General features: G+C 63.5%; 18 protein-coding genes, 1 tRNA gene and 1 pseudogene. 8 read left to right on the top strand and 12 right to left on the bottom strand.

Going from position 1 to position 25,011, the window contains the following annotated elements; translation table 11 throughout:
* Both QCE58_RS16130 and QCE58_RS16135 read right to left on the bottom strand, forming a co-directional pair.
* The gene (locus QCE58_RS16130) at positions 1 to 1,578 is read right to left on the bottom strand and encodes an ABC transporter substrate-binding protein (protein ID WP_309779865.1); all 1,578 of its coding nucleotides are present in this window, start codon (positions 1,576 to 1,578) and stop codon (positions 1 to 3) included.
* A 51-nt stretch (positions 1,579 to 1,629) separates the two neighbouring features.
* On the bottom strand, positions 1,630 to 3,657 hold the full coding sequence (locus tag QCE58_RS16135; protein ID WP_409014126.1) for an FAD-dependent oxidoreductase: 2,028 nt from the start codon (positions 3,655 to 3,657) through the stop codon (positions 1,630 to 1,632).
* 96 nt (positions 3,658 to 3,753) lie between these two features.
* On the opposite strand from QCE58_RS16135, the gene QCE58_RS16140 reads away from it, so the two are divergent.
* A complete protein-coding gene (locus tag QCE58_RS16140) occupies positions 3,754 to 4,728 on the top strand; it encodes a LysR family transcriptional regulator (protein WP_250522342.1) in 975 nt (324 codons plus the stop codon).
* On the opposite strand, the gene QCE58_RS16145 is transcribed toward QCE58_RS16140, so the two are convergent.
* Positions 4,717 to 5,925: a mechanosensitive ion channel family protein gene (locus tag QCE58_RS16145; RefSeq protein WP_034470218.1), complete on the bottom strand. Its 1,209-nt coding sequence runs from the start codon at positions 5,923 to 5,925 to the stop codon at positions 4,717 to 4,719. The two genes, QCE58_RS16140 and QCE58_RS16145, sit on opposite strands and share 12 nt — an antisense overlap.
* A 152-nt stretch (positions 5,926 to 6,077) precedes the next feature.
* On the opposite strand from QCE58_RS16145, the gene QCE58_RS16150 reads away from it, so the two are divergent.
* Positions 6,078 to 6,162 (top strand) — tRNA-Leu (locus tag QCE58_RS16150).
* A gap of 50 nt (positions 6,163 to 6,212) precedes the next feature.
* Here the strand turns inward: QCE58_RS16150 and QCE58_RS16155 are convergent.
* A pseudogene (locus QCE58_RS16155) lies at positions 6,213 to 7,142 on the bottom strand (LysR family transcriptional regulator); the annotation flags it as partial.
* Between the two features lie 112 nt (positions 7,143 to 7,254).
* Between QCE58_RS16155 and QCE58_RS16160 the strand changes: the two are divergent.
* Positions 7,255 to 8,607: an NAD(P)/FAD-dependent oxidoreductase gene (locus tag QCE58_RS16160; RefSeq protein WP_250522343.1), complete on the top strand. Its 1,353-nt coding sequence runs from the start codon at positions 7,255 to 7,257 to the stop codon at positions 8,605 to 8,607.
* A 7-nt stretch (positions 8,608 to 8,614) separates the two neighbouring features.
* Here the strand turns inward: QCE58_RS16160 and QCE58_RS16165 are convergent, their stop codons facing one another.
* A complete protein-coding gene (locus QCE58_RS16165; RefSeq protein WP_175981421.1) occupies positions 8,615 to 8,863 on the bottom strand; it encodes an adhesin in 249 nt (82 codons plus the stop codon).
* 349 nt (positions 8,864 to 9,212) lie between these two features.
* Between QCE58_RS16165 and QCE58_RS16170 the strand changes: the two genes are divergently transcribed.
* The 3 genes from QCE58_RS16170 to QCE58_RS16180 all read left to right on the top strand — a co-directional run bounded on the left by QCE58_RS16170 (position 9,213) and on the right by QCE58_RS16180 (position 13,174).
* Positions 9,213 to 10,745, top strand: coding sequence for a NuoM family protein (locus tag QCE58_RS16170; protein WP_250522344.1), 1,533 nt, complete (start codon positions 9,213 to 9,215; stop codon positions 10,743 to 10,745).
* 164 nt (positions 10,746 to 10,909) lie between these two features.
* Positions 10,910 to 12,214 carry a dicarboxylate/amino acid:cation symporter gene (locus QCE58_RS16175; protein ID WP_008347015.1) on the top strand — a complete coding sequence of 435 codons (1,305 nt, stop codon included), beginning with the start codon at positions 10,910 to 10,912 and terminating at the stop codon, positions 12,212 to 12,214.
* 12 nt (positions 12,215 to 12,226) lie between these two features.
* Positions 12,227 to 13,174 (top strand): amino acid ABC transporter substrate-binding protein, encoded by a 948-nt coding sequence (locus QCE58_RS16180; RefSeq protein ID WP_008347016.1) that lies wholly within the window; start codon positions 12,227 to 12,229, stop codon positions 13,172 to 13,174.
* 13 nt (positions 13,175 to 13,187) lie between these two features.
* Here QCE58_RS16180 and QCE58_RS16185 read toward each other — a convergent pair whose 3' ends face one another.
* The 5 genes from QCE58_RS16185 to QCE58_RS16205 all read right to left on the bottom strand — a co-directional run bounded on the left by QCE58_RS16185 (position 13,188) and on the right by QCE58_RS16205 (position 21,119).
* Positions 13,188 to 14,840: an ATP-binding protein gene (locus tag QCE58_RS16185; protein WP_008347018.1), complete on the bottom strand. Its 1,653-nt coding sequence runs from the start codon at positions 14,838 to 14,840 to the stop codon at positions 13,188 to 13,190.
* 127 nt (positions 14,841 to 14,967) lie between these two features.
* Complete coding sequence (locus tag QCE58_RS16190) at positions 14,968 to 16,491, bottom strand: sensor domain-containing diguanylate cyclase (protein WP_250522345.1); 1,524 nt, start codon at positions 16,489 to 16,491, stop codon at positions 14,968 to 14,970.
* A 120-nt stretch (positions 16,492 to 16,611) separates the two neighbouring features.
* Complete coding sequence (locus tag QCE58_RS16195; protein WP_250441545.1) at positions 16,612 to 17,751, bottom strand: acyl-CoA dehydrogenase family protein; 1,140 nt, start codon at positions 17,749 to 17,751, stop codon at positions 16,612 to 16,614.
* A gap of 12 nt (positions 17,752 to 17,763) precedes the next feature.
* Positions 17,764 to 18,954, bottom strand: coding sequence for an acyl-CoA dehydrogenase family protein (locus tag QCE58_RS16200; protein ID WP_250522346.1), 1,191 nt, complete (start codon positions 18,952 to 18,954; stop codon positions 17,764 to 17,766).
* A gap of 35 nt (positions 18,955 to 18,989) precedes the next feature.
* Positions 18,990 to 21,119, bottom strand: coding sequence for a 3-hydroxyacyl-CoA dehydrogenase NAD-binding domain-containing protein (locus tag QCE58_RS16205; RefSeq protein WP_250522347.1), 2,130 nt, complete (start codon positions 21,117 to 21,119; stop codon positions 18,990 to 18,992).
* A 125-nt stretch (positions 21,120 to 21,244) separates the two neighbouring features.
* On the opposite strand from QCE58_RS16205, the gene QCE58_RS16210 reads away from it, so the two are divergent.
* The gene (locus QCE58_RS16210) at positions 21,245 to 22,150 is read left to right on the top strand and encodes a LysR family transcriptional regulator (protein WP_175981409.1); all 906 of its coding nucleotides are present in this window, start codon (positions 21,245 to 21,247) and stop codon (positions 22,148 to 22,150) included.
* 10 nt (positions 22,151 to 22,160) lie between these two features.
* Here the strand turns inward: QCE58_RS16210 and QCE58_RS16215 are convergent, their stop codons facing one another.
* Positions 22,161 to 23,009: a DMT family transporter gene (locus QCE58_RS16215; protein WP_250479283.1), complete on the bottom strand. Its 849-nt coding sequence runs from the start codon at positions 23,007 to 23,009 to the stop codon at positions 22,161 to 22,163.
* Positions 23,010 to 23,165: 156 nt separating this feature from the next.
* On the opposite strand from QCE58_RS16215, the gene QCE58_RS16220 reads away from it, so the two are divergent.
* Positions 23,166 to 24,035, top strand: a complete 870-nt coding sequence (locus tag QCE58_RS16220) for a LysR family transcriptional regulator (protein ID WP_250522348.1) — start codon at positions 23,166 to 23,168, stop codon at positions 24,033 to 24,035.
* Here QCE58_RS16220 and QCE58_RS16225 read toward each other — a convergent pair.
* The gene (locus tag QCE58_RS16225) at positions 24,027 to 25,010 is read right to left on the bottom strand and encodes an FkbO/Hyg5 family chorismatase (RefSeq protein WP_250522349.1); all 984 of its coding nucleotides are present in this window, start codon (positions 25,008 to 25,010) and stop codon (positions 24,027 to 24,029) included. The genes QCE58_RS16220 and QCE58_RS16225 overlap by 9 nt on opposite strands.
* Position 25,011: the final 1 nt, after the last annotated feature.

A 25,011-nucleotide genomic window follows, 5' to 3' on the forward strand; every position in this document is an offset into this window, starting at 1 on the left:
TCACGCCTTCGCGAGCCACGCGAACTCCGCGAACCGATAGCCCATCACGCGTCCTGACGGCGTCCCCTTCAAGCCGCGCAAGTTCGAGCTTTGCGCGTCGATGAAGTTGATGAAGGCCGGAATCACGAGACTGTTCTTCTCGTAGACGATGGTCTGCATGTCGCCGTACATCTGCTTGCGCTTCGCTTCGTCGCGTTCGCGGCGCGCCTGTATCAACAGTTGATCGAACTGCTCGTTCTTCCAGCCGGACTCGTTCCAGTTCGCGTTCGAGCGAAAGAACTGCGTGTACAGCAGATCGAGCGTCGGGCGCGGCAGGATCGAGCCGTAGGTCATCGGATACTTCATCCAGTAGGTCGTCCAGTAACCATCGGCGGGCACGCGGCGCACGTTGATGTCGACGCCCGCCTGTTTCGCCGCCTGCTGGATCAGCATCGCGGAATCGAGCGCGGTCTCGACGGATGGCGGCGCGATGATCTCCGCACGCGCGCCCGGCGTGCCGGCCTTCTTGAAGTGGAACTGCGCCTTGTCCGGATCGAACGTGCGCTGAGGCAATCCCTTCATGAAGTATGGATGCCACTCGGGCACCGGATGATCGTTCGCGAGCGTGCCGTGTCCGCGCAACATCACGTTCACGATGCGCTGGCGATCATGCAGATACTTGATGCCTTCGTTGAAGTCCGCGCTCTTCGTCGTCAGCATGTCCTGCCGCAGCGCGAGATCGGAATAGAGTTGCGACGGACTTTCGAGCACGGTCACCTTGCCGGTCTGCTTCACGCGGTCGACATCGCGCGCGGGCAGTGGCGAGATGAGCTGCACATCGCCCGCGAGCAGCGCATTGGTGCGCGCTGCATCATCGCCGATGCCGATGATCTCCACCTCATCCAGATACGGACGCCCCGGCTTCCAGAAGTTCGCATTGCGCGCGCCGATGCAGCGTTGCGCCGGCGTGAACTCTTTGCATGTGAACGGTCCCGTGCCGTTGCCCTTCGAAAAATCGGTCGTGTTCGCGGCGACAATCACGAGATGCGGAATCGCGAGCAGCGCGGGAAGATCGACGTTCGGCTCGGTCAGCGTGATCTCGACTTTCAACGGTCCCGCCGCCTTCACCGAGCTGATGCCATCCGCTATCGATTTCGCTTTCGAGCCGGTCGCCGGGTCCTTGTGACGCATCAACGAGAACACGACATCGTCGGATGTCAGCGGCTTGCCGTCGTGGAAATGCACGTTGGGCCGCAGCGTGACGGTCCATGTCGTGAAGTCGTCGGATTCGAGCTTCTCCGCGAGCGCGTTCTGCGTCTTGAAGTCGGCGTCCAGTTCGGTGAGGCCGCTATAGAACATGTACGCGCGAGCGTAATCGCCGGTATGCGTTCCCTTCGCGGGATCGAGCGAGTCCATCAGCGACTGATTCGCGAGCGCCACGCGGATGCGTCCGCCGCGTTGCGGCGCGGGCTCGTTCCCGGCGAATGCAAGCGACGATGCGCCCGGCAAGATCAGCGTCGCCGCACCCGCCGCGGCAAGCGTTTTGATCGCCTTGCGGCGGCTCGGATCGGCAACTACGAAGTCCTTCGGCAATGTCATGTGAGCCTCGCTCGTTCATTGTCGTTTCAACGGATGAGATGCAACCTGCCTTCACAGCGCCATGCAAAGCCGATAGGCGTCATAGATGGCCGTATGGATATCGCGCGACGCGCTGGCATCGCCGATGCGGTACAAGTGGAACTGTCCTTCCTCGCGTTCCTTCGCTTCGGGTTGCGGCTTGCCTGTCGCGAATGCTTCGACATCGGTGTAGCCGTCATTGGCCGAATACATGCGCGCCGCTTCGAAGAGATCCTCGACCGCGAGCATGCCGCGCTCGACCACGACATGATCCGCTTCCATCTCGACGAGCTCGTTCGTCAGATGATGACGGAACACGGCGCGGCGCTTGCCGCCATCGGTCGCGCTCACTTCGATCAATTCGATGTTCGTGCGGACCGGAACATCCCAGCGCGCGATATTGCGCATCCAGACCTGATCGTCGCCGCGTCCGCCGGTTTCCTGCGCGGGCACGCTGTCGATGAGCGCGAGCGATACAGCAAGGCCCGCATCGACATAACGCTCGGCGCAGAGATACGCGTTATGCCGGCCCGTGCCGTCGTAGACGAGCACGCTGCCTTCGCGCGGCGGCGTTTCGGTGAGCGCATCGAAGACGGACTTGCAGAGCTCGCCGCCCGGCAACGCATCCAGATTCGGCAGGCCGCCCGTCGCGACGATGACCACATCCGCGCCATGATCGAGCACGTCGCTCAACTCGGCGTAGTGGTTGTAGCGCACATCGACAGCGAGCTTGTCGAGTTGCGCCACGCGCCAGTCGACGATGCCGATAAGATCGCGCCGCCAGCTTCCCGTCGCCGCGAGCAACATCTGTCCGCCCGCCTCCGAGTTCGCCTCGAGCACGGTGACGTCATGGCCGCGCGTCGCGCAGATGCGCGCGGCTTCGAGGCCCGCAGGTCCCGCGCCGACGACGAGCACGCGCTTCTTCTGCGCGGCCTCCGGTATGTCATGCGTGAGATACGTCTCGCGCGACGTCGCCGGGTTATGAATGCACGTCGCGCGATAGTTGCGGCAGAACGATGCGCCGACGCACGGCCTCGCTTCATCCTCCTTGCCTGCTTCGACGAGCTTCACGAGATGCGGCTCCGCGATATGCGCGCGCGTCATGCCGACCATGTCGAGCAGACCTTCGCGTATCGCATAACGCGCCGTGGCGAGATCGGCGATCTTCGCTGCGTGGAAGACGGGCAGATCGACCGCGCGCTTGAACGCGGCCGCTTTGGGCAGCCACGGTGCAGACGGCACGAACATGCCCGGCATCGAGTTGACCGCGAGCGACATCTTCGTGTCCATGCGCCCGAACGTGACGTTGAAGAAATCGAACAGACCCGTGCTCTGCAGGATGCGCGACATCTCCAGCCCTTCCTCGAAGCTGCATCCGTCTTCGAGCGCGAAGCGAAAGCCGACGATGAAATCGTCGCCCACCTGCTTGCGTATTTCTTCGTGAACCTCGATTGCGAAGCGCACGCGATTCGCCGTCGAACCGCCGTATTTATCGGTGCGCAGGTTCACGGTCGGGTCCATGAACTGGCCGATGAGATGCCCGCCCGCATGCGTTTCGATGCCGTCCAGACCGCCATCGCGGCAGCGCTTCGCCGCAAGGCCGAAGTCGCGGATCACGCGTTTGATGTCGGCATCGTGGATAGCCTGCGGCATCGCCCGATGCAGCGTTTCGCGCACGGCCGATGGCGCGATCATCGGCAGCCACGGTTCCGTGTATGCATCGCCGCGCCGCCCGAGATGTGTGATCTGGCACATGAGCGCTGCGCCGTGCGTATGGACGCGATCGGAAAAGCGCCGCAGATGCGGCACCACGGCATCGGTCGAGACGTTGATCTGCTGGAACGTATTGGGACTGTCGAGACTGACGTTCGACGAGCCGCCGAACATCGTCAGCGCGATACCCCCTTTCGCCTTTTCCTCGTGATACCGTTGATAAACCTCCTGAGGGAATTCATCACGCGTGAGACGGCTCGCGTGACTCGTGCTCATCACACGGTTTCTGAGTACGAGATGCCTGAGGGCAAAGGGCTGAAGCAACGGGTCCGACGAAGCAGTGGTCATGGCCTGCGAGAAGAAGTAAGCGTCGGACTCAAGGTAAGGAGGTCAATATGCGCCGTCAAATTACAAATGGATGCACGCCCCTTAACATGGTGTTGTATGAGTCTGCGACTTCCGTCCCTTCAGGCACTGCTCGTCTTCGAAACATCCGCGCGGCTCTTGAGCTTCACCAAGGCGGCCGGCGAACTCAACGTGACGCCCGTCGCCGTGAGCCGCATGGTGGCGCGTCTCGAAGACGCGCTCGGCTTCAGGCTCTTCGATCGCACGAAGCTAGGGCTTACCCTGACCGATCGCGGCGCAACATTGCAGCGCGCCGTTGCATCGGGTTTCGGGCAGATCGGCGATACCATCGATGAACTCAAGCGCGATCATGCGCAAGGCGAAATCGTCACGCTGTCGCTCGCGAGCGGCTTCGCCGCCTTGTGGCTCTTGCCGCGTTATGCGGGGTTTCGCCGCGCGTTTCCTTCCATCAATCTGCGCTTGCAAGTGATGGCCGGGCGGCTCTACGGACCGCTCGAAGATGCGGACCTCGGCATCCGGCTGCATGGTCCGGGTTCGGAGAAGGAACCGCTTCTTCTTTGTCCGGAGATCATCGTCCCTGTCTGTAGTCCGAACTATCGCGCCGAATTCGGCCCGCTCGATACGCCGGCGAGCATCGAAGGTCACGCCTATATTCATCTCGACGTGACCACGCTTTCCTGGGCGGATTTTCATCGTGCGACGGGGCTGTCCGACAAGGGCATCGGCGAAGCGGTGCATCACACCGATCCCGGACTCGCCGTGCAATGCGCGATGCTCGGACAAGGCGTCGTGCTCGGCTGGCTGCTCGCGATCGCGGCGCCGTTGAACGAGGGCAAGGTCATTCCCGCGTGGGACCGATACATCGAAACGGGCTGCAATTACGTGCTCGAACATCGCTCGTCGAATCCGTCGGAAAGCACGCGCGCGGTGGCGCAATGGCTCATCGACGAAATGAGGAAGGAACTCGAGGATGCTCGTCGCGTGCTCGCGCCGCTGAAAACGGTGCCCAAGCAGCGCGCCGATCACGCAAGCATGGCTCGATCACCTTCCTGAGGGCGCGGACACCGAACGCTCGCGCTGCCAGCAGCGCAGGCCGAAAAACGGCACGACGCCATAAGCGTGATCGAGCATGTCCGATAGCAACGCCTCGTAGCGCTCCCAGCGAATCTCGTCGATGAACACGCAGATCTCGAGTGCCACGACCGCCGTCGTGGACTGGACGTGGCGAATCACGAGCGGCATGTCGCGACGCACGGCCGGATGCGCGCGCAAATATCCGCTGAGATAGTGCCGATACAAACCGAGGTTCGTGCGGCGCTCGCCTTCGACGGTCACGAGCGGCTGTTCTATCGCTGCGTGCAATTGCGCGAGCAACGCGTCGTCGGGATAGCGGATCGTGTCCACGTCGAAGTGAATCGCATGCCGCAAGCGTCGCGCGCCCGACGCGACCATGCCGCGCCAGTTCTTCACGCTGTTCGTCAGCAGCAGTTGGCTGGGCAACATGACGACGGTGTTGTCGAAGTTGCGCACCTTGATCGTATTCAAGGCAATATCGATCACGATGCCATCGGCGACATATCCGGGCACTTCGATCCAGTCGCCCACGCGCAGCATGTCGTACGCGGCGAGCTGGATGCTGGCGACGAAGCCGAGCAGCGAGTCGCGAAAAATGATGATGAGCAGCGCCGTGATCGCAGAGAGACCGGTGAGCAGATAAACGGGCGAACGCTCGAGCAGCAGCGAAACGACCGCGATCAGCGCGACGAGATACACGACGATCGTGGCGATCTGCAGAAAGCTCTTGATGGGCCGCTCGCTCGCCGAAGGAAAGTGGCTATAGCGCTCGTCGATGCTGTCGCGCAATGCAAGCGCCGCGCGCACCATCGTGTAGACCATGTAGCAGGCCGCGAGTATGGCGAGCGGCTTGCCGAGCGCCGGGATCACCGGAAACGTGAGCCCCGTGAGCAACGGCGCCGCGGCATAGACGATAGCGGCAGGCACGAGCGGCGCAAGCCGATGAAACACGCGATGTCGCTCCGCCGCGATCAGCCACTTGCGCCCTTCCTTGCGTGCGAGCCGGTTGACGATCACGAGCATGATCCAGCGCGTCAGGTAGTAGCAGATGACGCTCGCGAGGAAAATCGCCAGCAGCATGGCGATCACGAGAAGCGTCGCGATGAGCCAGCTATCGGTGGCGACGTTGACTTGCCAGTCGGGTCCCACTTCGAAACGCAAGCTGTTGCCGAACATGGACGCTCCCGTATGGGCGAACCGATGTGATTATTCAGGCGAATCGGACGAGACCGTTGCTTTGCCGAATATTGTAGTAGCGTCGCGACGATGCACGCGATGATCGAAGCCCTTCGCATTTCCCGATTTTCCCGCTACAATTCGGTCCCCTTGCCCAGGTGGCGGAATTGGTAGACGCACTATCTTGAGGGGGTAGCGCCGCGAGGCGTTCGGGTTCGAGTCCCGACCTGGGCACCAGTTGCATCCGCAACGACTTCTGTTTTCTTCTCTCTGCGCGTCGAACGCAGCTTGTGCGTTTCCGGCGGCGCAGTCAGGCCCGCGACGGCCGCTCCCGACTGAATCAAGAATTCCCTGAACGCATTCGCGACCTGAGGCAGGCGTCGCTCCGACATATGCACGACATGCCAAGCGCGCTCGATCGGCGTCGAAGGCACGGGAAGCGTCGCGAGCAAGCCCGCCTGCATTTCGAGCGCGCACGCGTGCAGCGAAAGAAACGCCACGCCGAGTCCCGCTTCGACGAGCTGCTTGATCGCTTCATTGCTCGATAACTCGGACGCGGCATGCAGCTTCAGACCCGCTTCCTTGAACAGCCCTTCGATCGCGACGCGCGTGCCCGAGCCGCGCTCTCTGACGAGCAGATTCGCCGATTCGAGATCGGTCAGACGCAGGCGCTTCGCGCGCATCAGCGGATGCGAAGGCGCGGCGACGAACGCCATCGGATGCTTCGCGAATGCGGCGGCGCTCGTGCGCAGTTCGCGCGGCTGCCGTCCCATGATCGCGAGATCGATTTCATTCGTCGCGAGCATGCGGACGATGTCATCGCGATTGCCGATGCGAAACTGCAGCTTCACGCCGGGCCGCTCCTTCGTGAAGCGCACGAGCAGCGGCGGCACGAGATATTCCGCCGTCGTGATCGCACCGATGCGCAACGTGCCGCCCAGTTCGCCGCGCAACGCCGCCACTTCTTCGCCCGCTTCGTTCCAAAGGCTCAGGATTTCGTTCGCGTAACGCGCCATTACTTCGCCCGCAGCCGTGAGCTGCACTTCGCGGCCGACGCGGCGCAAAAGCGGCGTGCCCGCGGCTTCGCCGAGCAACGAGATTTGCAACGAGACCGCCGGCTGCGTGAGATGCAGTTCATCGGCGGCGCCCGAGATGCTGCCCACGCGCGCGACGGTCTGCAGCGTGCGCAACTGACGGAAGGTCGTGGTCTTTAACATTAGTGAAAACTTATGAGTCGGCGATAAATACTAAATAGCGCATATGTTTTCGGGACCTTATATTTTTCCCAACGAGGTCGTCAAGCATCCACACAGCACTTCCGGGAGAGCCATGATGTTGAATCCTTACGCGCAACGGCAGGTCGATTCGCCTCATCGCATCGTGATCGTCGGCGGCGGCGCCGCCGGGCTGGAACTCGCGACGCGTCTGGGCAATAGCGTCGGCAAGCGGCGGCGCGCCGAGGTGATCCTCATCGACCGCTTTCCGACGCACTTCTGGAAGCCGCTTCTGCATGAAGTCGCGTCGGGACAGATCGATGCATCGAGTCATCAGATCGATTACGCCGCGCACGCGAAGTGGAATCACTTTCGCTTCGAGCAGGGCGCGCTCGCGAACATCGATCGTGGACGCCGCGAGATCGTCATCGACGAGACGACCGATATCGACGGACGTCCGCTCCTGCCGAAGCGAACGCTCGCCTTCGATTCGCTCGTGCTCGCGCTCGGCAGCGTGACGAACTTCTTCTCGATTCCCGGCGCGGCGCAGCATGCGCTGACGCTCGAAACGGTGGAGCAGGCGGAAACGTTCCGGCGGCGTCTGTTGTCGAGCCTTCTGCGTTCGAGTCATGCGCGGCAGGCGACGCCCGGCGCGGCGCGCACGCCGGTTTCGGTGACGGTGATCGGCGGCGGCGCGACGGGCGTCGAACTGGCCGCCGCGCTGCGCGGATCGGCGGAAATGCTGCGCGAGTATCACCTCGCGTCGATCGACCCGGCCAGCGACATCCGCATTCGTCTGCTGGAAGGCGCGCCGCGCGTGCTGCCCGCGCTGCCCGAACGCATTTCGACGCGCGCTCAGGACGTGCTCGCCAAGCTCGGCGTGGAAGTGCGGCTGGGTTGCCGCGTGCGTTCGGTGGACGAGCAGGCCGTATCGACCGCGGATGGCGAAACGCTCACAAGCGACATCACGATCTGGGCTGCGGGCGTGGAAGGCGCGCCGGTGTTGCGCACGCTGGAAGGATTGCCGCTGAACCGGCTGGGACAGGTGATCGTCGATGCAACCTTGCAGGTCGAACCCGGCTCAGGCATCTACGCGATGGGCGACTGCGCCGCGTGCGCCGCAGCGAAAGGCGACGCGCTCGTGCCGCCGCGCGCGCAGGCCGCGTTTCAGCAGGCCGTCTATCTCGCCGATGCCCTCGCGCGCCGCCTCGACGAACGCGCCGTGCCGCTCTTCGCGTACCGCGATCAGGGCACGCTCGTCTCCTTCGGACGCGCAAGCGCGGCGGGCGCGCTGATGAGCGAGTTGCTGCGCCGGCCGCTGTTCATCGACGGATGGTTCGCGGCGTCGTGCTACCGGCATCTGTATCGCCGGCACATCATGGGGCTGACGGGCGTCAAGCGGGCGCTGATGTACGCCGCGAGCCAATGGCTGCGCGAGCGCGTGCGGCCTACCGTGAAGCTGAACTGACGCCGATTCAGCGCATTGCGACGGCCGTGCCGGACTCGGCGCGGCCCGACACGAGGCATTGCGACCGGAACGCGTCGCGCTGGCTGCTCGCGGCGGCGTGGCTGAAGCCCTTGCTCAGGGCGTCGAATTCGATCTGCGCCGCGCTCTGCGCGCACGACGACGCGGCCAGGTCGCGTCCCTGCGCGTGGAGCATGGCGCGATCGGCGACGAGATACGCGACGAGCGCAAAGACGACGGCCTTGAATGTTTTCTTCATGCTTGTCTCCTTCCTTGCGTTCTAGGCTAAGGGCCACGCGGCTTCCGGCAAATCAGGGCAAGCCCGAAGCGAACGAACGATTCATTCACGTCGACGTGCCGCCGAGCCGGAATCGGTAAAAAAGTCAAGGCCGTTCGGCGCAATGAATTTGATACGCCGCAATGCACAAAAAACTATTCTTTTGAGTTATCCTCGTTAACCCTTAGGAATACGCCTAAGTCATTCGGGCTGCGCGCCGGATTCAAGCCTCCGCGCACTCGTCCTGCCTTACATTCCACTGTCAGCGCCTTTCCAGCGAGCACGTTTCTTCGCGTGCTGGCCGTGCTTTGCGCCCGATTTCGACCGAGCTATGCATCTGCCGTCAGTTCTCAGTTTTCTTATCTGGATTCCAGTGGTGTCGGGCATCTTCGTGCTGACGTTCAGCGCATCCGCGACGCTCTCGCGCGCCGTCGCCCTGTTCGGCGCGATTCTCAGCCTGTTGCCCGTCGTGCCGCTGCTCTCCCGCTTCGACGCGTCGTCCAGCGCGATGCAGTTCGTCGAGCGCGTCGAGTGGCTGCCGCAGTTCGGCATTTCGTACCATCTGGGCGTCGACGGCATTTCGCTGTGGTTCACGGTGCTGACGGCCGTCACCACGCTCATCATCTTCGTCGCGTCGTGGCGCTCGGTCACGAAGCAGGTCGCGCAATACTACGGCGCGTTCCTCGTGCTGTCGGGCTGCATGCAGGGCGTGTTCGCGTCGCTGGATGGCATGCTGTTCTTCGTGTTCTTCGAGGCTTCGCTGATTCCGCTGTATCTGCTGATCGGCACGTGGGGCGGCGAGCGGCGCGTGTACGCGGCGATTCGCTTCTTCTTTTTCTCGCTGCTCGGCTCGCTTGCAATGCTGGCCGCGCTCGTTTATCTGTGGACGCAGGCGCATACCTTCGATATCGACGCATGGCGCAACCTGAAGCTCGGCTTCACGCCGCAGATCGTCGTCTTCGTCTGCTTCCTCGCGGCGTTTTCGGTCAAGGTGCCGATGTGGCCCGTCCATACGTGGCTGCCCGACGTGAACTCGGAAGGCCCGACGGGCGCGGCGGTGCTGCTCGGCATGCTGAAGATCGGCGGCTACGGCATGTTGCGCTACGTGTTGCCGATCGTGCCCGACGCAGCGCACTTCTTCGCCCCGGCGATGATCGCGCTGTCGCTCGTCGCGGTGATCTACGGCAGCCTCGTCGCGCTCGCGCAGACGGACATGCGCAAGCTGCTTGCCTACTCGGCAGTCGCGCACATGGGTCTCGTGACGCTCGGCCTCTTTACCTTCGACCGCCTCGGCACCGAAGGCGCGGTCGTGCAGATGCTGTCGTACGGCATCGTGTCCGGCGCGATGCTGCTGTGCACCGGCGTGCTCGTCGAGCGCACGAAAAATGGCTCGATCGATGCCTACGGCGGCGTCGCCAACACGATGCCCCGCTTCGCGGTCTGCGCGATGCTGTTCGCGATGGCCAATGTCGGCCTGCCGGGCACCTCCGGTTTCGTCGGCGAGTTTCTAGTGTTGATGGGCGCGATCCGCCTGAACTTCTGGATCGGCGCGGCTGCGGCCACGTCGCTGATCCTGAGCGCGGCCTATACGCTGTGGATGGTCAAGCGTGTGATTTTCGGCGCGGTGAAGAACGAGCGCGTCGCCGGTCTGCGCGATCTCGGCAAGCGCGAACTCGTGCTGTTCGGCGCGATGGCCGTGCTGGTGCTGGGTATCGGCGTGCATCCGAAGACCTTCACGGACGCGATGGGCCCGTCCGTCGAAAGACTGCTCGCGGCGGCGCAAAGCTCGACGCTGCCCGACGACGGCAGCGCGCCGTCCTACAACGCGCGCCGCGAAGCGGTTTCGGAGCGCACGCCGGGCTGAGTTCCGGCAAAGATGGAACTACGCCGCTAACATTTCGAGTGTTCGCGGACACACGCCGCGGCGCCGCTCTATACTGAGCGGCGCCGCGTTCGTTTTTGCATCGCCTGATCCATCCGAAATTCGCCATTGCATTCGTTCGATATGCAGTCAATGGAGGCCTGGACATGAAGAAGAACTCCGCAGCCATCTGGATTCTCGGCGCGATGGTCATCGGCATAGTGGTTGGCTACATGATCTTCACGAGCTTTCCCGACAAGAAAACCGCCACGGAGATCGCCGGCTACATCTCCCTCGTGTCCGACGTGTTCCTGCGCCTCATCAAGATGCTGATCGGGCCGCTCGTGTTCTCCACACTGGTCGTCGGCATCGCGCACATGGGCGACGCCGCCTCGGTCGGACGCGTGTTCGCCAAGGCGCTCGGCTGGTTCCTCACCGCGTCGCTCATTTCGCTGCTGCTCGGCCTCGTGATGTCGAACTTGCTCAAGCCCGGCGATAACCTCGGCTTGCCGCTTCCCGACATCGGCGCATCGGCGAATCTCGCGACATCGAAGTTCACGCTGAAAGACTTCGTCAGTCACATGGTGCCGCGCTCGTTTGCCGAAGCGATGACCAACAACGAGATCCTGCAGATCGTCGTGTTCTCGATGTTCTTCGGCGTCGCGCTCGCCGCGCTCGGCGAACGCGGCAAGATCCTGCTCGCCGCGATCGATCAGCTGTCGCACGTCATGCTCAAGATCACCGGCTACGTGATGAAGCTCGCGCCGCTAGCCGTGCTCGCCGCGATGGCCGCGACCGTCGCGGTCAACGGGCTGACGATCCTTCTGAAGTTCGCGGTCTTCATGGCCGACTTTTATATCAGCCTCTTTCTGCTGTGGGGCCTGCTCGTGCTCGCGGGCTTCCTGTTTCTGCGGCGGCGCGTGTTCAAGCTGCTGTCGCTCATCAAGGAAGCGTTCATGCTTTCGTTCGCGACCGCGAGCTCGGAGGCCGCGTATCCGAAGATCCTCGACGCGCTCGATCGTTTCGGCGTGAAGCGCAAGATCTCCAGCTTCGTGATGCCGATGGGCTACTCGTTCAACCTCGACGGCTCGATGATGTATTGCACGTTCGCGACGCTCTTCATCGCGCAGGCGTACGGCATTCATCTGCCGATCAGCACGCAGATCACGATGCTGCTGATCCTCATGCTGACATCGAAAGGCATGGCCGGCGTGCCGCGCGCGTCGCTGGTCGTGATCGCGGCCACGCTCAATCACTTCAACATTCCCGAGGCGGGTCTGCTGCTGATTCTCGGCGTCGATACCTTCCTCGACATGGGGCGCTCGGCGACCAACGCCGTCGGCAATTCGATCGCGAGCGCGGTCGTCGCGAAGTGGGAAGGCGAGCTGCTGACGGAATCGGAGGCGGCGAAGAATGCGGCGCGCATCGAGGCCGAACAGGACGCGTCGCTCGCGCATCCCGCGCAGGTCTGACGGAGGCGAGCCATGAAGACGCAGCGCTTCTGGTCGGCGCTGGCTGCGGCCAGCCTGATCGCGATCGCTCCGAACGCGCGCGCGGCCGACGACGTGCAGACACCGCCGCCCGACAACGACGCCTACGCGCCCGCGACGCTGACCGGCACGCTCGCCAAGGCGCGCGACACGGGCACGATCGCGATCGGCTATCGCGATGCCTCAGTGCCGTTCTCGTATCTGAACGCGCGCAAGGAGCCGATCGGCTATTCGATCGAACTCTGCAAGTCGATCGTCGCCGCGATCGGCAATGCGGTGCACAAGAACCTGAACATCCGGTGGGTGCCCGTGACGCCGGAGAATCGCATCGAAGCGGTCGTCGATGGCCGTGTCGATCTCGAATGCGGCTCGACCACGAGCAACGTCGAGCGGCAGAAACGCGTGGCCTTTTCGCCGATCTTCTTCGTGGCCGGCACCAAGGTGATGGTCAGGAAAGGGTCGCCGATCCGCTCGTTTCGCGATCTCGCGGGCAAGAAGGTCGCGGTGACGGCAGGCACGACGAACGAGAAGGCGCTGCGCGATCTCGACCGGAAGTTCGCGCTCGGCCTGCAGTTGCAGATCGTGCCGGATCACGCGGAAGGCTTCGCGCGCGTTGCGAACGGCGAGGCCGATGCCTTCGCCACCGACGACGTGCTGCTCTACGGCCTCATCGCGGAGAACGCGGCGAAGGGCGGCGCGTATCAGGTGATCGGCGATTATTTGTCGTATGACCCGTACGGCATCATGTATCGCAGGGACGATCCCCAGCTTGCGCAAGTCGTGAAGGATACGTTCCAGAACCTCGCCGCCGATGGCGAAATCGAGCGTCAATACAAGCGCTGGTTCCTGCAACGTCTGCCGTCGGGAAAAAGCCTCGACATGCCGATGAGCGCGCAACTCGAAAGCATCATCGAGTCGATGGCGGGCGGCGAGGCGCAGTAGCGCGCGGGCGTCCTTACTCGTCGACGAGCTGGCGCACGCGCGCGGCCAGCGTTTCGATCGCGAACGGCTTGGTCAGCACTTGCATGCCGGGCTCCAGGCGTCCATTGCCGATCACCGAATTCTCCGCATAGCCGGTGATGAAGAGCACTTTCAGATCGGGACGCGCCTCGCGCGCCGCATCGGCCATCTGGCGTCCGTTCATGCCGCCGGGCAAGCCGACATCGCTGATGAGCAGATCGATCCGCACATTCGACTGCAACAGCTTGAGGCCCGCGATGCTGTCGGCGGCTTCGATCACCGCGTAGCCGGCCTCTTCCAGCACATCGACGATAAGCATGCGAACGCTCGGTTCATCGTCGACGACGAGCACGGTTTCTCCCGACTCCGCGCCGGAGATCGGCGATGCGGATTGATCGGCGGCATCGTCATCGACACCGCCATAGAAGCGCGGCAGATAGATGCAGACCGTCGTGCCCTGCCCGACTTCGGAATAGATCCGAACCTGGCCGCCCGATTGCTTCGCGAAGCCGTAGATCATCGATAGACCGAGGCCCGTGCCCATGCCGATCGGCTTGGTCGTGAAGAACGGATCGAACGCATTCGCGATGACATCGGGCGTCATGCCGGTGCCGGTATCCGTCACGCACAGCGACAGGAACTGGCCTTCGGGCATGTCGTGGCTTTGGGCCGCGCGGTGGTCGATCCACTTGTTGGCCGTTTCGATGGTGATGCGCCCGCCATCGGGCATCGCGTCTCGTGCATTGATGCACAGGTTGAGCAGCGCGTTTTCCAGTTGTCCCGAATCGACGAGCGCGGGCCACAGGCCCGTCGCGCCGACAGACTCCACCTTGATGCCCGGGCCGACCGTGCGCTGGATCAGCTCGGTCATGCCGTTGACGAGCGCGTTGACGTCCGTGGGACGCGGATCGAGCGTTTGCCGCCGCGAAAACGCCAGCAGCCGATGCGTCAGCGCCGCCGCGCGCCGCACCGCGCCTTGCGCCGCGACGACGTATTTGTCGACCTCCGCGATCCGTCCTTGGCTCAGCCGAATGCCGAGCAACTGCAGCGAGCCCGACACGCCCGCCAGCAGATTGTTGAAGTCGTGCGCGAGGCCGCCCGTCAACTGACCGACCGCTTCCATCTTCTGCGCCTGACGGAGTTGCTCTTCCGCGCGCATCAATTCCGCCGTGCGCTCGGCGACGCGCTGCTCCAGCGTTTCGTTGAACGCGCGCAGCGACGCGATCGCGCGATCGCGTTCCTCCTCCGCTTTCTTGCGCGCGGAGATGTCGCGAAAGAGGATCGACACTTGCCGCAGGCTGGGCGGTTCGACGCGCGACGCCGACACCTCGATATGCCGCCCCGCCGACAGAAAGTAGCGCTCGAAACGCGCGGTCGCGCCGGTGCGCAGAACGTCGCCGTAGATTTCGACCCAGCCGTCGGCATCGGTCGGATCGATCTCGCGCAAGGTCTTGCCGACGATGTCGCGAATGCCCGAGTGCCGCTCGTATCCCGGATTGGCCTCGACGTGCAGATAATCGCTGAGCGGTCCGTGCGGGCCATCGATGAATTCGATGATGCAAAAGCCGTCATCGATCGCGTTGAAGAGCGTGTGGTAGCGCGCCAGCGTGGCGAGGCGGCGGGCTTCTGGATCGGGCGTTTGGGTCATCGGAAGGGTTCGGGTCGGTCGCGTCGTGGGCGGGCGGCCCGCGCGGCGTCGAGAGCTTACGGCAAAACAAGCATTTTGCGTGCACGCACATGCCCGGCCGTTGCGCGACGAACTTTCGTCCACCGTCTCAGACGAAACTTGCCTGCATGATGCGGTTGCGCCCGCGCGCTTTCGCATCGTAGAGCGCCTCGTCGGCCGCGCGAATGAGCGCGCTTACGTCGTCGTCGCGTTCCGGCCGCCAGCTCGCGAGACCGATGCTCGCCGTGACGCGGCCGAACTCGCTGCCCGCGTGCTCGATCGACAGATCGCTGATGGCCGCGCGAATCTTCTCGGCGATTTTCGCGGCGCCGTCGGCGGGCGTGTCGGGCAATACGACGACGAACTCCTCGCCGCCGTAGCGCGCGGCGGTATCGACGGGCCGCCGTATGTTGTCGCCGATGCAGCGTGCGACGGCCGCGAGCGCGTCGTCGCCGGCCTGATGGCCGTAGGCATCGTTGAAGGCCTTGAAGCGGTCGATATCGACGAACAGCAGCGAAAAGAGACTGCGCGTGCGGCGCGCCCTGCGCCATTCCTGATCGAGAATCTCGCCCAGCGTGCGGCGATTGTGCAGCCCGGTGAGTCCATCGGTGCGCGCGAGCAACTGTAGCTCCGACTCCGCGCGCATGCGCCGCCTGAATTGCGCGGCGAGCACGAACGACAACGCGATGAATCCGATAGCGAGCACGCCCATCGACGAGCCGATGATGATCGCGCGCCGCCGCCATGCCGCGTAGATGTCCTCTTCTCCTTCGGCCACCATGATGATGAGCGGCAGATTCGGGAAGTTGCGGAAGTAGTAGAGGCGGCGCCTCCCGTCGATCGACGATGTTTCGCTGAAGCTGCCCTGCTCCGCCGCCCGAAATTTCTTGAAGGTATCGGCCTGGCTGATGTCGCGGCCGATCACGCGCGGATCGAACGGCTGACGCATGATCATCAGGCCGTCGTGATTGACGAGCGACACCGCGCCGTGCGGCCCGAGCGAAAGCCCCGCGAAAAGATTGCGGAAGTATTCGAGGTTGATGGCGAGCATCGCGACGCCCGCGAAGGACCCGTCGGGACGCGAGAGTCTGCGGCTCAACGCGATGCTGGGCGCGCCGCCGCGCAATCGCGACGCATACGGGCCGCTGATGTAAAGCCCGGCGTCTGGCCGGTCGCGTTGGACCGTGAAATAACCGCGATCCGCGAAATCGCCCGGCCGCGGCACGAGGCTGCCCGAATCGATGATGATCTTGCCGTTCTCGTCGAGCACGAGGATCGACCCGAGATCGCGCGCTGTGGCCGCCCGGTCGAACAGCACGTCGTTGCGCAGGCGGGGCGGAAGGCTCATTACGTCGTCGCGTTCGACGCCTTCGACGACCGCTTGCAGCGACAGTTCGTAGAGTTCGAAATTGCGCTCGATGTCGCGCTCGGCGAGCAACGCGAGATTGCGGGACGTGTCGCGCGCGCGATCGAGCGCATCGACCCGGCCCTGATACAGGACCAGCGCGCAAAGCGCCACCATGAGAAGCGCGATGAGCGTGCCGCACAGCACGATGACGTTCGGCGTCGAGCTTCGCGCGCGTGCCGGGGCGGGTGCGTTGAGACTCGGGTTGTAGATATTTTCGGTTGCCACTATCTGGAGGTCCGGGAACCTGGCTCGCGAGTTTATCTGTTGCTCTACATGGTCCTTGGGTTGCGAGCTAGGGCGTCATTGTCTCCTATTTGTATGATCCCGGCTTGAAGTAGTGAAGCTTCAGCGAAGCGCCCCCCGCCCCAGCGCGATATACCGCGCGAGATGATGATCCTCATCGCCCAATTGATGATCGATCATCACGAGCCGCTTCGCGTAATGAGCAAGCGGCAGCTCCCACGTCATGCCGATGCCGCCATGCATCTGAATGGACTCTTCCGCGACGAGCGTGCCGATGCGCCCGACCGAATGCTTCGCCGCCGACAACGCTCGCTCGCGCGCAACACCCGATGCGCCGACCGCCGCCGCCGCATTGATCGCAGCGGAACGCGCCTGCTCGATCTCGAGCAGCACATCGGCCATGCGATGCTGCAACGCCTGAAACGCGCCGATCGGCACGCCGAACTGCTTACGCGTGCGCAAATATTCGAGCGTGTGCTCCTTCGCGACATCCATCGCGCCGACCGCTTCCGACACGAGCGCGACGAGACCATATCCGATCGCATGCGTGAGCGTCGCGTAGGCATCGCCTTCATTGCCGACGAGCGCATTGGCATCGAGCGTCACGTTTTCGAGCGATACTTCCGCCACGCGTCCGCCATCGATCTTGCGGTAGCCGCGCATCTTCACGCCCTGCACATCGCGCGGCACGATAAAGAGCGAAATGCCCGCTTCGTCGTACTCGTTGCCCGACGTGCGCGCCGACACGAGCAGCACGTCCGCATGTTCGCCCTGCTGCACGACGCCCTTCGCGCCGTTGAGCATCCATCCATCGCCATGCCGGGTCGCGCGCGTGTTCACGCGTGCAAGCTCGTAGTGCGAGCCGGGTTCGTCATGCGCGAATGCTGCGATCGCCGTCCCGTCGATCATGCTCGCAACGATCTCGCGCTGCCGCTCATCGCCCGCGAAGGCAAGTGCGCGCCCGACGATCAACGTATCGAGAAACGGTTCGACGACGAGCCCGCGACCGAGCGCTTCGAACACGACGGACACATCGAACCCGTCGCCGCCGAAGCCGCCGATCGATTCATCGAAGAACGCGCCGACGATGCCAAGCTCGCAAAACCGTCGCCACATATCGCGGCTGAAGCCCTCTTGCGAACGCGCGATCCTGTCGCGCACATCGAAGCCATATTGCTCGGCGATGAAGCGGTTCAGCGAATCCGCGAGCATCCGCCGGTCTTCCGTGTGCTGGAAATTCATCGTGCGCGTCCTTTAAAGACCGAGGATCATCTTCGAGATGATGTTCTTCTGTATTTCGTTTGAGCCGCCGAAGATCGACAGCTTGCGATTGTTGAAGTACTCCGACGCCGAATCGAATGTTTCGTCATCCTTGTCATCTTCGAATGCTTCGTCTATCAACGGCTGCGCGTACGGACCCATCGCGCGACGCATCAGCGAAGAGATTTCCTGGCGAATCTCCGTGCCGCGAATCTTCAGCATCGAGCTTTCCGCGCCTGGCGCGCCGCCGCCCGCGACCGCCGCGATCACGCGCAGATTCGTCGTCTTCATGTTCTCCAGATCGATCTCGACACGCGCGAGACGCGCGGCGAACAAAGGATCGTCGATGAGCGCGCGGCCGTTGCATTGCACCTTGCCCGCAACAGCCTTCAGCCGGCTCAGCGCGGCCACTGAAAAGCCCACGCCCGCGATGTTCGTGCGCTCGTAGGTCAGCAGATACTTCGCATACGTCCAGCCCTTGTTCTCCTCTCCGACGAGATTCGCAACGGGCACGCGCACGTCCGTGAAGAACACTTCGTTGACTTCGTGCTCGCCGTCGAGCGTGATGATCGGACGCACGTCGACGCCCGGCGTATTCATGTCGATGAGCAGAAAGCTGATGCCTTCCTGCTTGCGCGCATCCTGCGACGTCCGTACGAGACAGAAGATCATGTTCGCGAAGTGCGCGAGCGTGGTCCACGTCTTTTGTCCGTTGACGATGTAATACTCGCTGCCGTTCTCCATCGTGCGAACGGCTGTCGTACGCACCGATGCGAGATCGGAACCCGCGCCCGGCTCCGAATAGCCCTGACACCACCAGTCCGAGCCATCGAGAATACGCGGCAGCCAGTGACGCTTCTGCGCCTCGCTCCCGTATTTGATGAGCACCGGCCCGAGCATGTTCACACCGAAAGGCACGATGCGCGGCGCGCCCGCAATCGCACATTCGTTCTCGAAGATGAACTTCTGCACCGCGGTCCAGCCCGGGCCGCCATACTCCTTCGGCCAGTGATTCGCGAGCCAGCCTTTTGCGTTGAGCGTGGCGTGCCATTGCGCCATGTCGTCGCGCGTCAGGCGCTCGCCCGTGCGCGCCTTCTGCGCAACATGCTCTGGCAGCGATGTGCGCAGAAACGCTAGGACTTCGGCGCGAAAGGCTTCTTCGTCTGCGTTGAATGTCAGGTCCATGACTGCGATTCCATGAGTGATTGAAAGGCCACGCGTCAGGCCGTCTGATTCAGGCTCGCGAAATTCCTCCCGCGCGCCACGAGATCGACGATCAACGGCGACGCGCGCCAGAAGAGCGGATCTTCCTGCGCGAATGCGCGGATATCTGCGAGCACGTTGTCGAGACCCACGGTATCGGCATAATGCATCGGGCCACCGCGATAGCGCGGGAAACCGAAGCCGTGCATCAACGTGGCATCGACATCGAGCGGACGTTGCGCAATGCCTTCGTGCACGATATTCGCGCCCTCGTTGATCATCGCGGCCAGGTAGCGGCGCACGATCTGCTCATCGGTGAATGGTCGCGGCTTGACGCCCGCACGCTCGCGCTCGGCATCGATGATCGACTCGACTTCCGCATCCGGCGTGCCCGTGCGCGCACCGTCTTCGTAACGATAGAAACCGCGTCCCGTTTTCTGGCCGAACCAGCCGCGCTCGCACAGTTCATCGCCGATACGCACGTAACGCGCGTTCGAATCGCGCGTCGCGGCGCGGCGCTTTCTCGCGGCCCAGCCGATATCGCCGCCAGCCAGATCGATGACCTGATACGGTCCCATCGGAAAGCCGAAGTCGCGCACGGCCCGATCGATCTGATACGGCGACGCGCCGTCTTCCATCAGATGATCCGCCGCCGCGCGATACGCCGCGAGCATGCGATTGCCGATGAATCCATCGCACACGCCCGCACGCACCGCCACCTTCTTCAGCTTCTTCGCGAGTTCGAAACCGGTCGCAACGACATCGGCGCTCACGCGCGCGGGCACGACCACTTCGAGCAGCTTCATGATGTTCGCGGGCGAAAAGAAGTGCAGCCCGAGCACGTCCTGCGGACGCGAGGTGCTCGCCGCGATCTCGTCGATGTCGAGATACGACGTGTTCGTCGCGAGCACCGCGCCCGGCTTGCACACGCGATCGAGTTGCGCGAACACGGCCTTCTTCGCGGCCATGTCCTCGAACACGGCTTCGATGACGAGATCGGCATCGGCGAGCGCGTCGTATTTCGTGTCGCCATGAAAGCGTTGCAGCGCGCGTGTTTTCGATTCGTGCGTCAGGCGGCCCTTCGCGATCAGCGCGTCGTACACCTTCTCGACATGCGCGCTTCCGCGTTCGAGCGAGGCTTCGTCGCGCTCGATCATCGTCACCGCGAGACCCGCGTCGAGCAGCGCGACGGCGATGCCCGCACCCATCGTGCCGCCGCCGATCACACCGATGCGATCGAGCGCGCGCGGCTGTGCGTCGCGCGTTTCGGGCGACTTCTGCGTTTCGCGTTCGACGAAGAACGCATGCACGAGACCCGCGCGTTGCGGGCTCTCGCGGCATTCGAGGAATTGCTCGCGTTCGAAGCGCAAGCCTTCGTCGAAGGGCAGATTCAACGCCGCTTCCACGCAATCGACGATCTTCAGCGGCGACAGCAATCCGCGCGACTTCTTCTGCGTCTCGGCGCGCGCGGCGGCGATCGCTGCCACGCTCGCTTCCTTGTCCGCGAGTCCGCGCGCGTTCTTCGTGCGGCGCGGCGCGGCCTTCGTCGCGATGAGTTCGTGCGCGAAAGCAAGGCCTTCGGCGAACACGTCGTCGCTCTGGCCGACGCGGTCGACGAGACCCAGACGCAGCGCTTCCTCCGCGCCGATGTGACGGCCACTCAACATCATCGACAACGCGGCCTGTGCGCCGATCAGACGCGCCGAGCGCTGCGTGCCGCCCGCGCCCGGCAAGAGTCCCAGTTGCACTTCGGGCAGGCCGAGCTTCGCGCCGGCGACCGCGATCCGGTAATGCGACGCCAGCGCGACTTCGAGTCCGCCGCCAAGCGCCGCGCCGTGTATCGCCGCGACGACGGGCTTCTCGCAACGCTCGATGCGGTTGCACACCTCCGGCAACGACGGCGGCACGGCGGGCTTGCCGAACTCGCGAATGTCCGCGCCCGCGATGAAGTTCCGGCCCGCGCCGACGATCAGCACCGCGCGCACGGAGGCATCTGCATCGGCGGCTTCGATTGCATCGATGAGACCGCGCCGCACGGCAGCGTTGAGTGCGTTGACGGGCGCATGATCGATCGTCACGACAAGGACGCTGCCGCGTAATTCGTGTTGAACCGCGGATGCGGTTTCGGGCGCGCTCGAAAGCGTCATGGATGAAGTCTCCTGAGTCGATGTTCCTGTTTTACGTGGAAGCATTCTCGCGGGGACAGGCATCCTTGACAATCACAGGCTCGATTGACAGACTGTCAAATCTCTTTTGACAATCGAGCCATGCCGTGGACGTCAACGAGCTGACGCTGCTGGTCGAAATCCTCGATGCGGGCAATCTGAGCGAAGCGGCGCGCCGCCTCAAGATGACGCGCGCGAATGTCAGCTATCACCTGAATCAGCTCGAAAAGTCCGTCGGCTTGCAGCTCGTGCGGCGAACCACGCGACGCGTCGAGCCGACCGAGCTCGGCCTCAAGCTCTACGAGCACGGCCGTTCGATCCGCAACGCGCTTTTCGCGGCGCAGGAATCGGTATCGACGCTCGGGCAAGGATTGCAGGGGCGCGTGAGGTTATCGGTGCCGAGCGGTTATGGACAGCTCGTGATGTCGGAATGGCTGATCGCGTTCAAGCGCGAGTACCCGGATATCGTGCTCGACGTGATGTTCGAAAACCGCGTCGAAGACCTGCTGCGCGACGAAGTCGATATCGCCGTGCGCGTGATGCCCGAGCCGCCGCCGAGTCTCGTTGCGCGCGACATGGGGCCGGTGCGGTACGTCGCGTGTGCATCGTCCGCGTATGCCGAAACGCACGGCATGCCCACGCGGCTCGAGCAACTGGGCGTCGTGCCGGTGATCACCGCGACGGTCGTCGGCAAGCAGACGCGCGTCGCCGCCTATCTCGACGATGAACGTCACGAAGTGCTCCTCGAACCGAGCCTCATCTCCGAGAACTTCCTGTTTTTGCGCGATGCGATCCTCGCGGGTCTCGGCGTCGGCATCGTGCCGGATTACGTCGTGTCGGAAGACATGCGGCGCGGCGCGATCGTCACCGCGCTCGACGAATGGCGGCTCAGCATCTTCGGCACGCACATGTACATGCTCTACATGCCGAACCGGCATCACACGCGCGCGACGCTGGCGTTCATCGAGTTCATGCTCGACCGCGCCCGAATGGCGGGGCGCGGGCGTCATTGAAGCATCTGCGTCACGCCTTGCGGACGCGCTCCGCAAAGCCTATCGCCACCGACATCAACGCAATGCCCGTCATCTGCGCGCCGCTCAAACGCTGATCGAAAACCAGCCAGTCGATGACGATGGCCACCGCCGGATAGACGAACTGAAGCACGGCGACGCGCGCGGTGTCGAGCCGCGCCATGCCGACATACATCAGTGTGTACGCAAAGCCCGTGTGAATCAGCCCGAGGCCCGCGAGCCACGCCCACGACATGCCCCATGCGGGCCACCCGTGCTGCATCGGCCAGATCCATAACAACAGCGTGCCGATGGCGCACTGCCACCACGCGAGCACGCCCGCAGGCAGATCGCGCAGCCGTCGCGCGATGATCGTCACGCCCGCCATGCACAGCGAACCGGCCAGGCATGCGGCCACGCCCGTCCAGTACGCGGGCTGCAAAGAGCCGTCCGACGCGTGCCCGGCGACGCCCGTCGCGAGCACGAGTCCGCACATCGCGACTGCCACGGCCATGACGCGCTGCCCGCCGATCGTCTCTTTGAGCCACAACGATGCGAATAGCAGCACCCACATCGGCTGCACATGAAACAGAACGATGGCGACGCCCGCCGATATGCGCTCGACCGCGCTGAAGAAGAGCGCCCAGCTCGACACCATCAGCAGGCTCGCCGCGAGCACCCAAAGAACGTTGCTGCGCGTGAGGCGCAGAAAGCGGGTCTGTCCGCGCGAGATGAGCCACGCGCTCATGCCCAGAAGCCCGAAAGCGCAGCGAAACCATGTCGCGGTCAGCGGATCGGCATTCGCTTCGTGCAGGAAAACACCGATCGTGCCGAGCAGCGCGCAGCCGACGATAAAGGGCAACGCGCCTGCCGCAGATCGTGCTTCACTGCGCGCGGTTGTACGGGAAGAGGATGACGCGTTCGTGTTCATGCCCCAAGTGTGTGCCGCGATCGATAGAACGAAAAGCGCATAATTCGAAGATCATCCATTCGATTTTCGAAATCGCCGATCAGACCCATGAAACAACACGATTTGCAGATGGACTGGCTCAAGTGCTTCGTCGCCGTCGTCGATGCGGGTTCGCTGTCGAGCGCGGCGGGCGAAGTGCATCGTTCGCAATCGGCGGTGAGCATGCAATTGAAGAAGCTCGAAAGCGCGCTCGGATTGCGGCTCATCGAACGCGGCTCGCGCGCGCTCGAACTGACTCACGACGGGCAAACGCTGCTCGGCTATGCACGGCGCATTCTCGATCTGCATGCCGAGGCGCAGGTCGCGCTTCAGGGCGAGCAACTCACCGGCCGCGTGCGCCTCGGCGTGCCCGACGACTACGCGGCCAAATATCTGACACCCGTGCTGAAGCGCTTTGCGCCGCGGCACAGCGGCGTCGAGATCGAGTTGATCTGCGAGCAATCGACATCGCTGATTCCGCGCATCGCGAATAGCGAGCTTGATATCGCACTCGTATCGCGCGATCACGGCCGGCGCGGCACGCTGCTGTTCCATGAGCCGATGGTCTGGGTCGGCGCGGCGCAATTCGAATTATGGAGACGCGATCCGTTGCCGATCGCCGTCTATGAAAGCGCGAGCCTCGCGCGGCGCAGCGCGATTCATTCGCTCGCGCAGCAAGGCCGCCGCTACAAGGTGGTCTACAACAGTTCGAGTCTGGCCGGGCAGATTGCCGCCGTCGAAAGCGGTCTCGCGGTCGCGGTGCTGACGGAATGCAGCGCGCCGGACCATCTCCGCATTCTGGGCAACGATGAAGGCCTGGGTCCGCTCGAACCGATGGAAGTCGCTGTCTATCGCAGTCGCGATTCGCGCGGCTCCAAAGCGGTGGACGGCCTGTATAGCCTCCTCGTGAAGACGCTCAGGCAATCGGCGTCAGTCTGATCGACGACGATATGAAGCAATGCCCTCGATCTCGACGAGCAGATCGGCGCGGCAGATATCGGCCTTGACATAGCGGATGTTCGCATCCGCATGAAACGCGGTCTGCGCGAGTTTCATCACGCGCGGCAAGTCCGCCGCATGACGGTAATACACCTTGATCTGATCGAGGTCGCGCAGCGTATAGCCGCCGCTCACGTTCTGCGCTTCGAGATTCTCGATGCCGATCAGATGCGCGATATTGCCGATCGCGACATGCCATTGCTTGTCGAGATCGCCTTCGTGCACGGTCTCGTGTCCGAGAATGCTCGCGGTGCCCGAGACGTACAACGTATCGTCCAACAAGGTGCCGCGCGCGAAGCTCGGCGACTTCGGACCGTATCGCTGCGGATATTCATACGCGGGCGTTTGTCGCGAGTTCTCGATATGCCGTGGCGAATTTGCGCGGCACGCCAGAAAATAGAAGCCGACGCCATCGCCCGACGTGCCGATGCCGGTCGCCGCCGGCATACCCGATGCGCCCGTGTAATCCTGCTCGAACGCGATGGCGCGTCCACGGCAGAAATCGCGATACACCTCGAGCCCCTCCCGATTCGCCCCGTTGATGTGCGGGATGAAATTCCACATGCGGAAAATCTTCGGGAAGTTCAGTTCGCCGACGAGCGCGAACGCATCGCCATACGCTTGTCGCGTGGCTTCGGTATAGCGGCCGGACGACGCGATGAAGCCCGCGCAAAAGAGAAACGCGTCGTCGTGCGCGAAGACGAGATCGTTGAAGCGTCCGCTGCGGATCGGCCCGTTGCCTGTCCAGATTTCGGCGAAGCCGTCGTGAGAGTCGTCGCACATCGCGAGGCGCAGCGTCGGCACACCGCTTTCGATGCACGGCCCGCCGCTCGCCGCACCGAAGACGATGCGCGCGAGCACATCGTCTTCGCATGTCGCGTCATGCGCGATGAAGCGCGATCGGGGCGTCGCCATC

The sequence above is a fragment of the Caballeronia sp. LZ028 genome (genome assembly GCF_031451415.1).
Classification (GTDB): domain Bacteria; phylum Pseudomonadota; class Gammaproteobacteria; order Burkholderiales; family Burkholderiaceae; genus Caballeronia; species Caballeronia zhejiangensis.

What these genes read in the sequence shown, in the direction of transcription:
- QCE58_RS16130 (WP_309779865.1), bottom strand. Translation starts at nt 1,578, where the DNA reads ATGACATTGCCGAAGGACTTCGTAGTTGCCGATCCGAGCCGCCGCAAG.
- QCE58_RS16135 (WP_409014126.1), bottom strand. Translation starts at nt 3,657, where the DNA reads ATGACCACTGCTTCGTCGGACCCGTTGCTTCAGCCCTTTGCCCTCAGG.
- QCE58_RS16140 (WP_250522342.1), top strand. Translation starts at nt 3,754, where the DNA reads ATGAGTCTGCGACTTCCGTCCCTTCAGGCACTGCTCGTCTTCGAAACA.
- QCE58_RS16145 (WP_034470218.1), bottom strand. Translation starts at nt 5,925, where the DNA reads ATGTTCGGCAACAGCTTGCGTTTCGAAGTGGGACCCGACTGGCAAGTC.
- QCE58_RS16160 (WP_250522343.1), top strand. Translation starts at nt 7,255, where the DNA reads ATGATGTTGAATCCTTACGCGCAACGGCAGGTCGATTCGCCTCATCGC.
- QCE58_RS16165 (WP_175981421.1), bottom strand. Translation starts at nt 8,863, where the DNA reads ATGAAGAAAACATTCAAGGCCGTCGTCTTTGCGCTCGTCGCGTATCTC.
- QCE58_RS16170 (WP_250522344.1), top strand. Translation starts at nt 9,213, where the DNA reads ATGCATCTGCCGTCAGTTCTCAGTTTTCTTATCTGGATTCCAGTGGTG.
- QCE58_RS16175 (WP_008347015.1), top strand. Translation starts at nt 10,910, where the DNA reads ATGAAGAAGAACTCCGCAGCCATCTGGATTCTCGGCGCGATGGTCATC.
- QCE58_RS16180 (WP_008347016.1), top strand. Translation starts at nt 12,227, where the DNA reads ATGAAGACGCAGCGCTTCTGGTCGGCGCTGGCTGCGGCCAGCCTGATC.
- QCE58_RS16185 (WP_008347018.1), bottom strand. Translation starts at nt 14,840, where the DNA reads ATGACCCAAACGCCCGATCCAGAAGCCCGCCGCCTCGCCACGCTGGCG.
- QCE58_RS16195 (WP_250441545.1), bottom strand. Translation starts at nt 17,751, where the DNA reads ATGAATTTCCAGCACACGGAAGACCGGCGGATGCTCGCGGATTCGCTG.
- QCE58_RS16200 (WP_250522346.1), bottom strand. Translation starts at nt 18,954, where the DNA reads ATGGACCTGACATTCAACGCAGACGAAGAAGCCTTTCGCGCCGAAGTC.
- QCE58_RS16205 (WP_250522347.1), bottom strand. Translation starts at nt 21,119, where the DNA reads ATGACGCTTTCGAGCGCGCCCGAAACCGCATCCGCGGTTCAACACGAA.
- QCE58_RS16220 (WP_250522348.1), top strand. Translation starts at nt 23,166, where the DNA reads ATGAAACAACACGATTTGCAGATGGACTGGCTCAAGTGCTTCGTCGCC.
- QCE58_RS16225 (WP_250522349.1), bottom strand. Translation starts at nt 25,010, where the DNA reads ATGGCGACGCCCCGATCGCGCTTCATCGCGCATGACGCGACATGCGAA.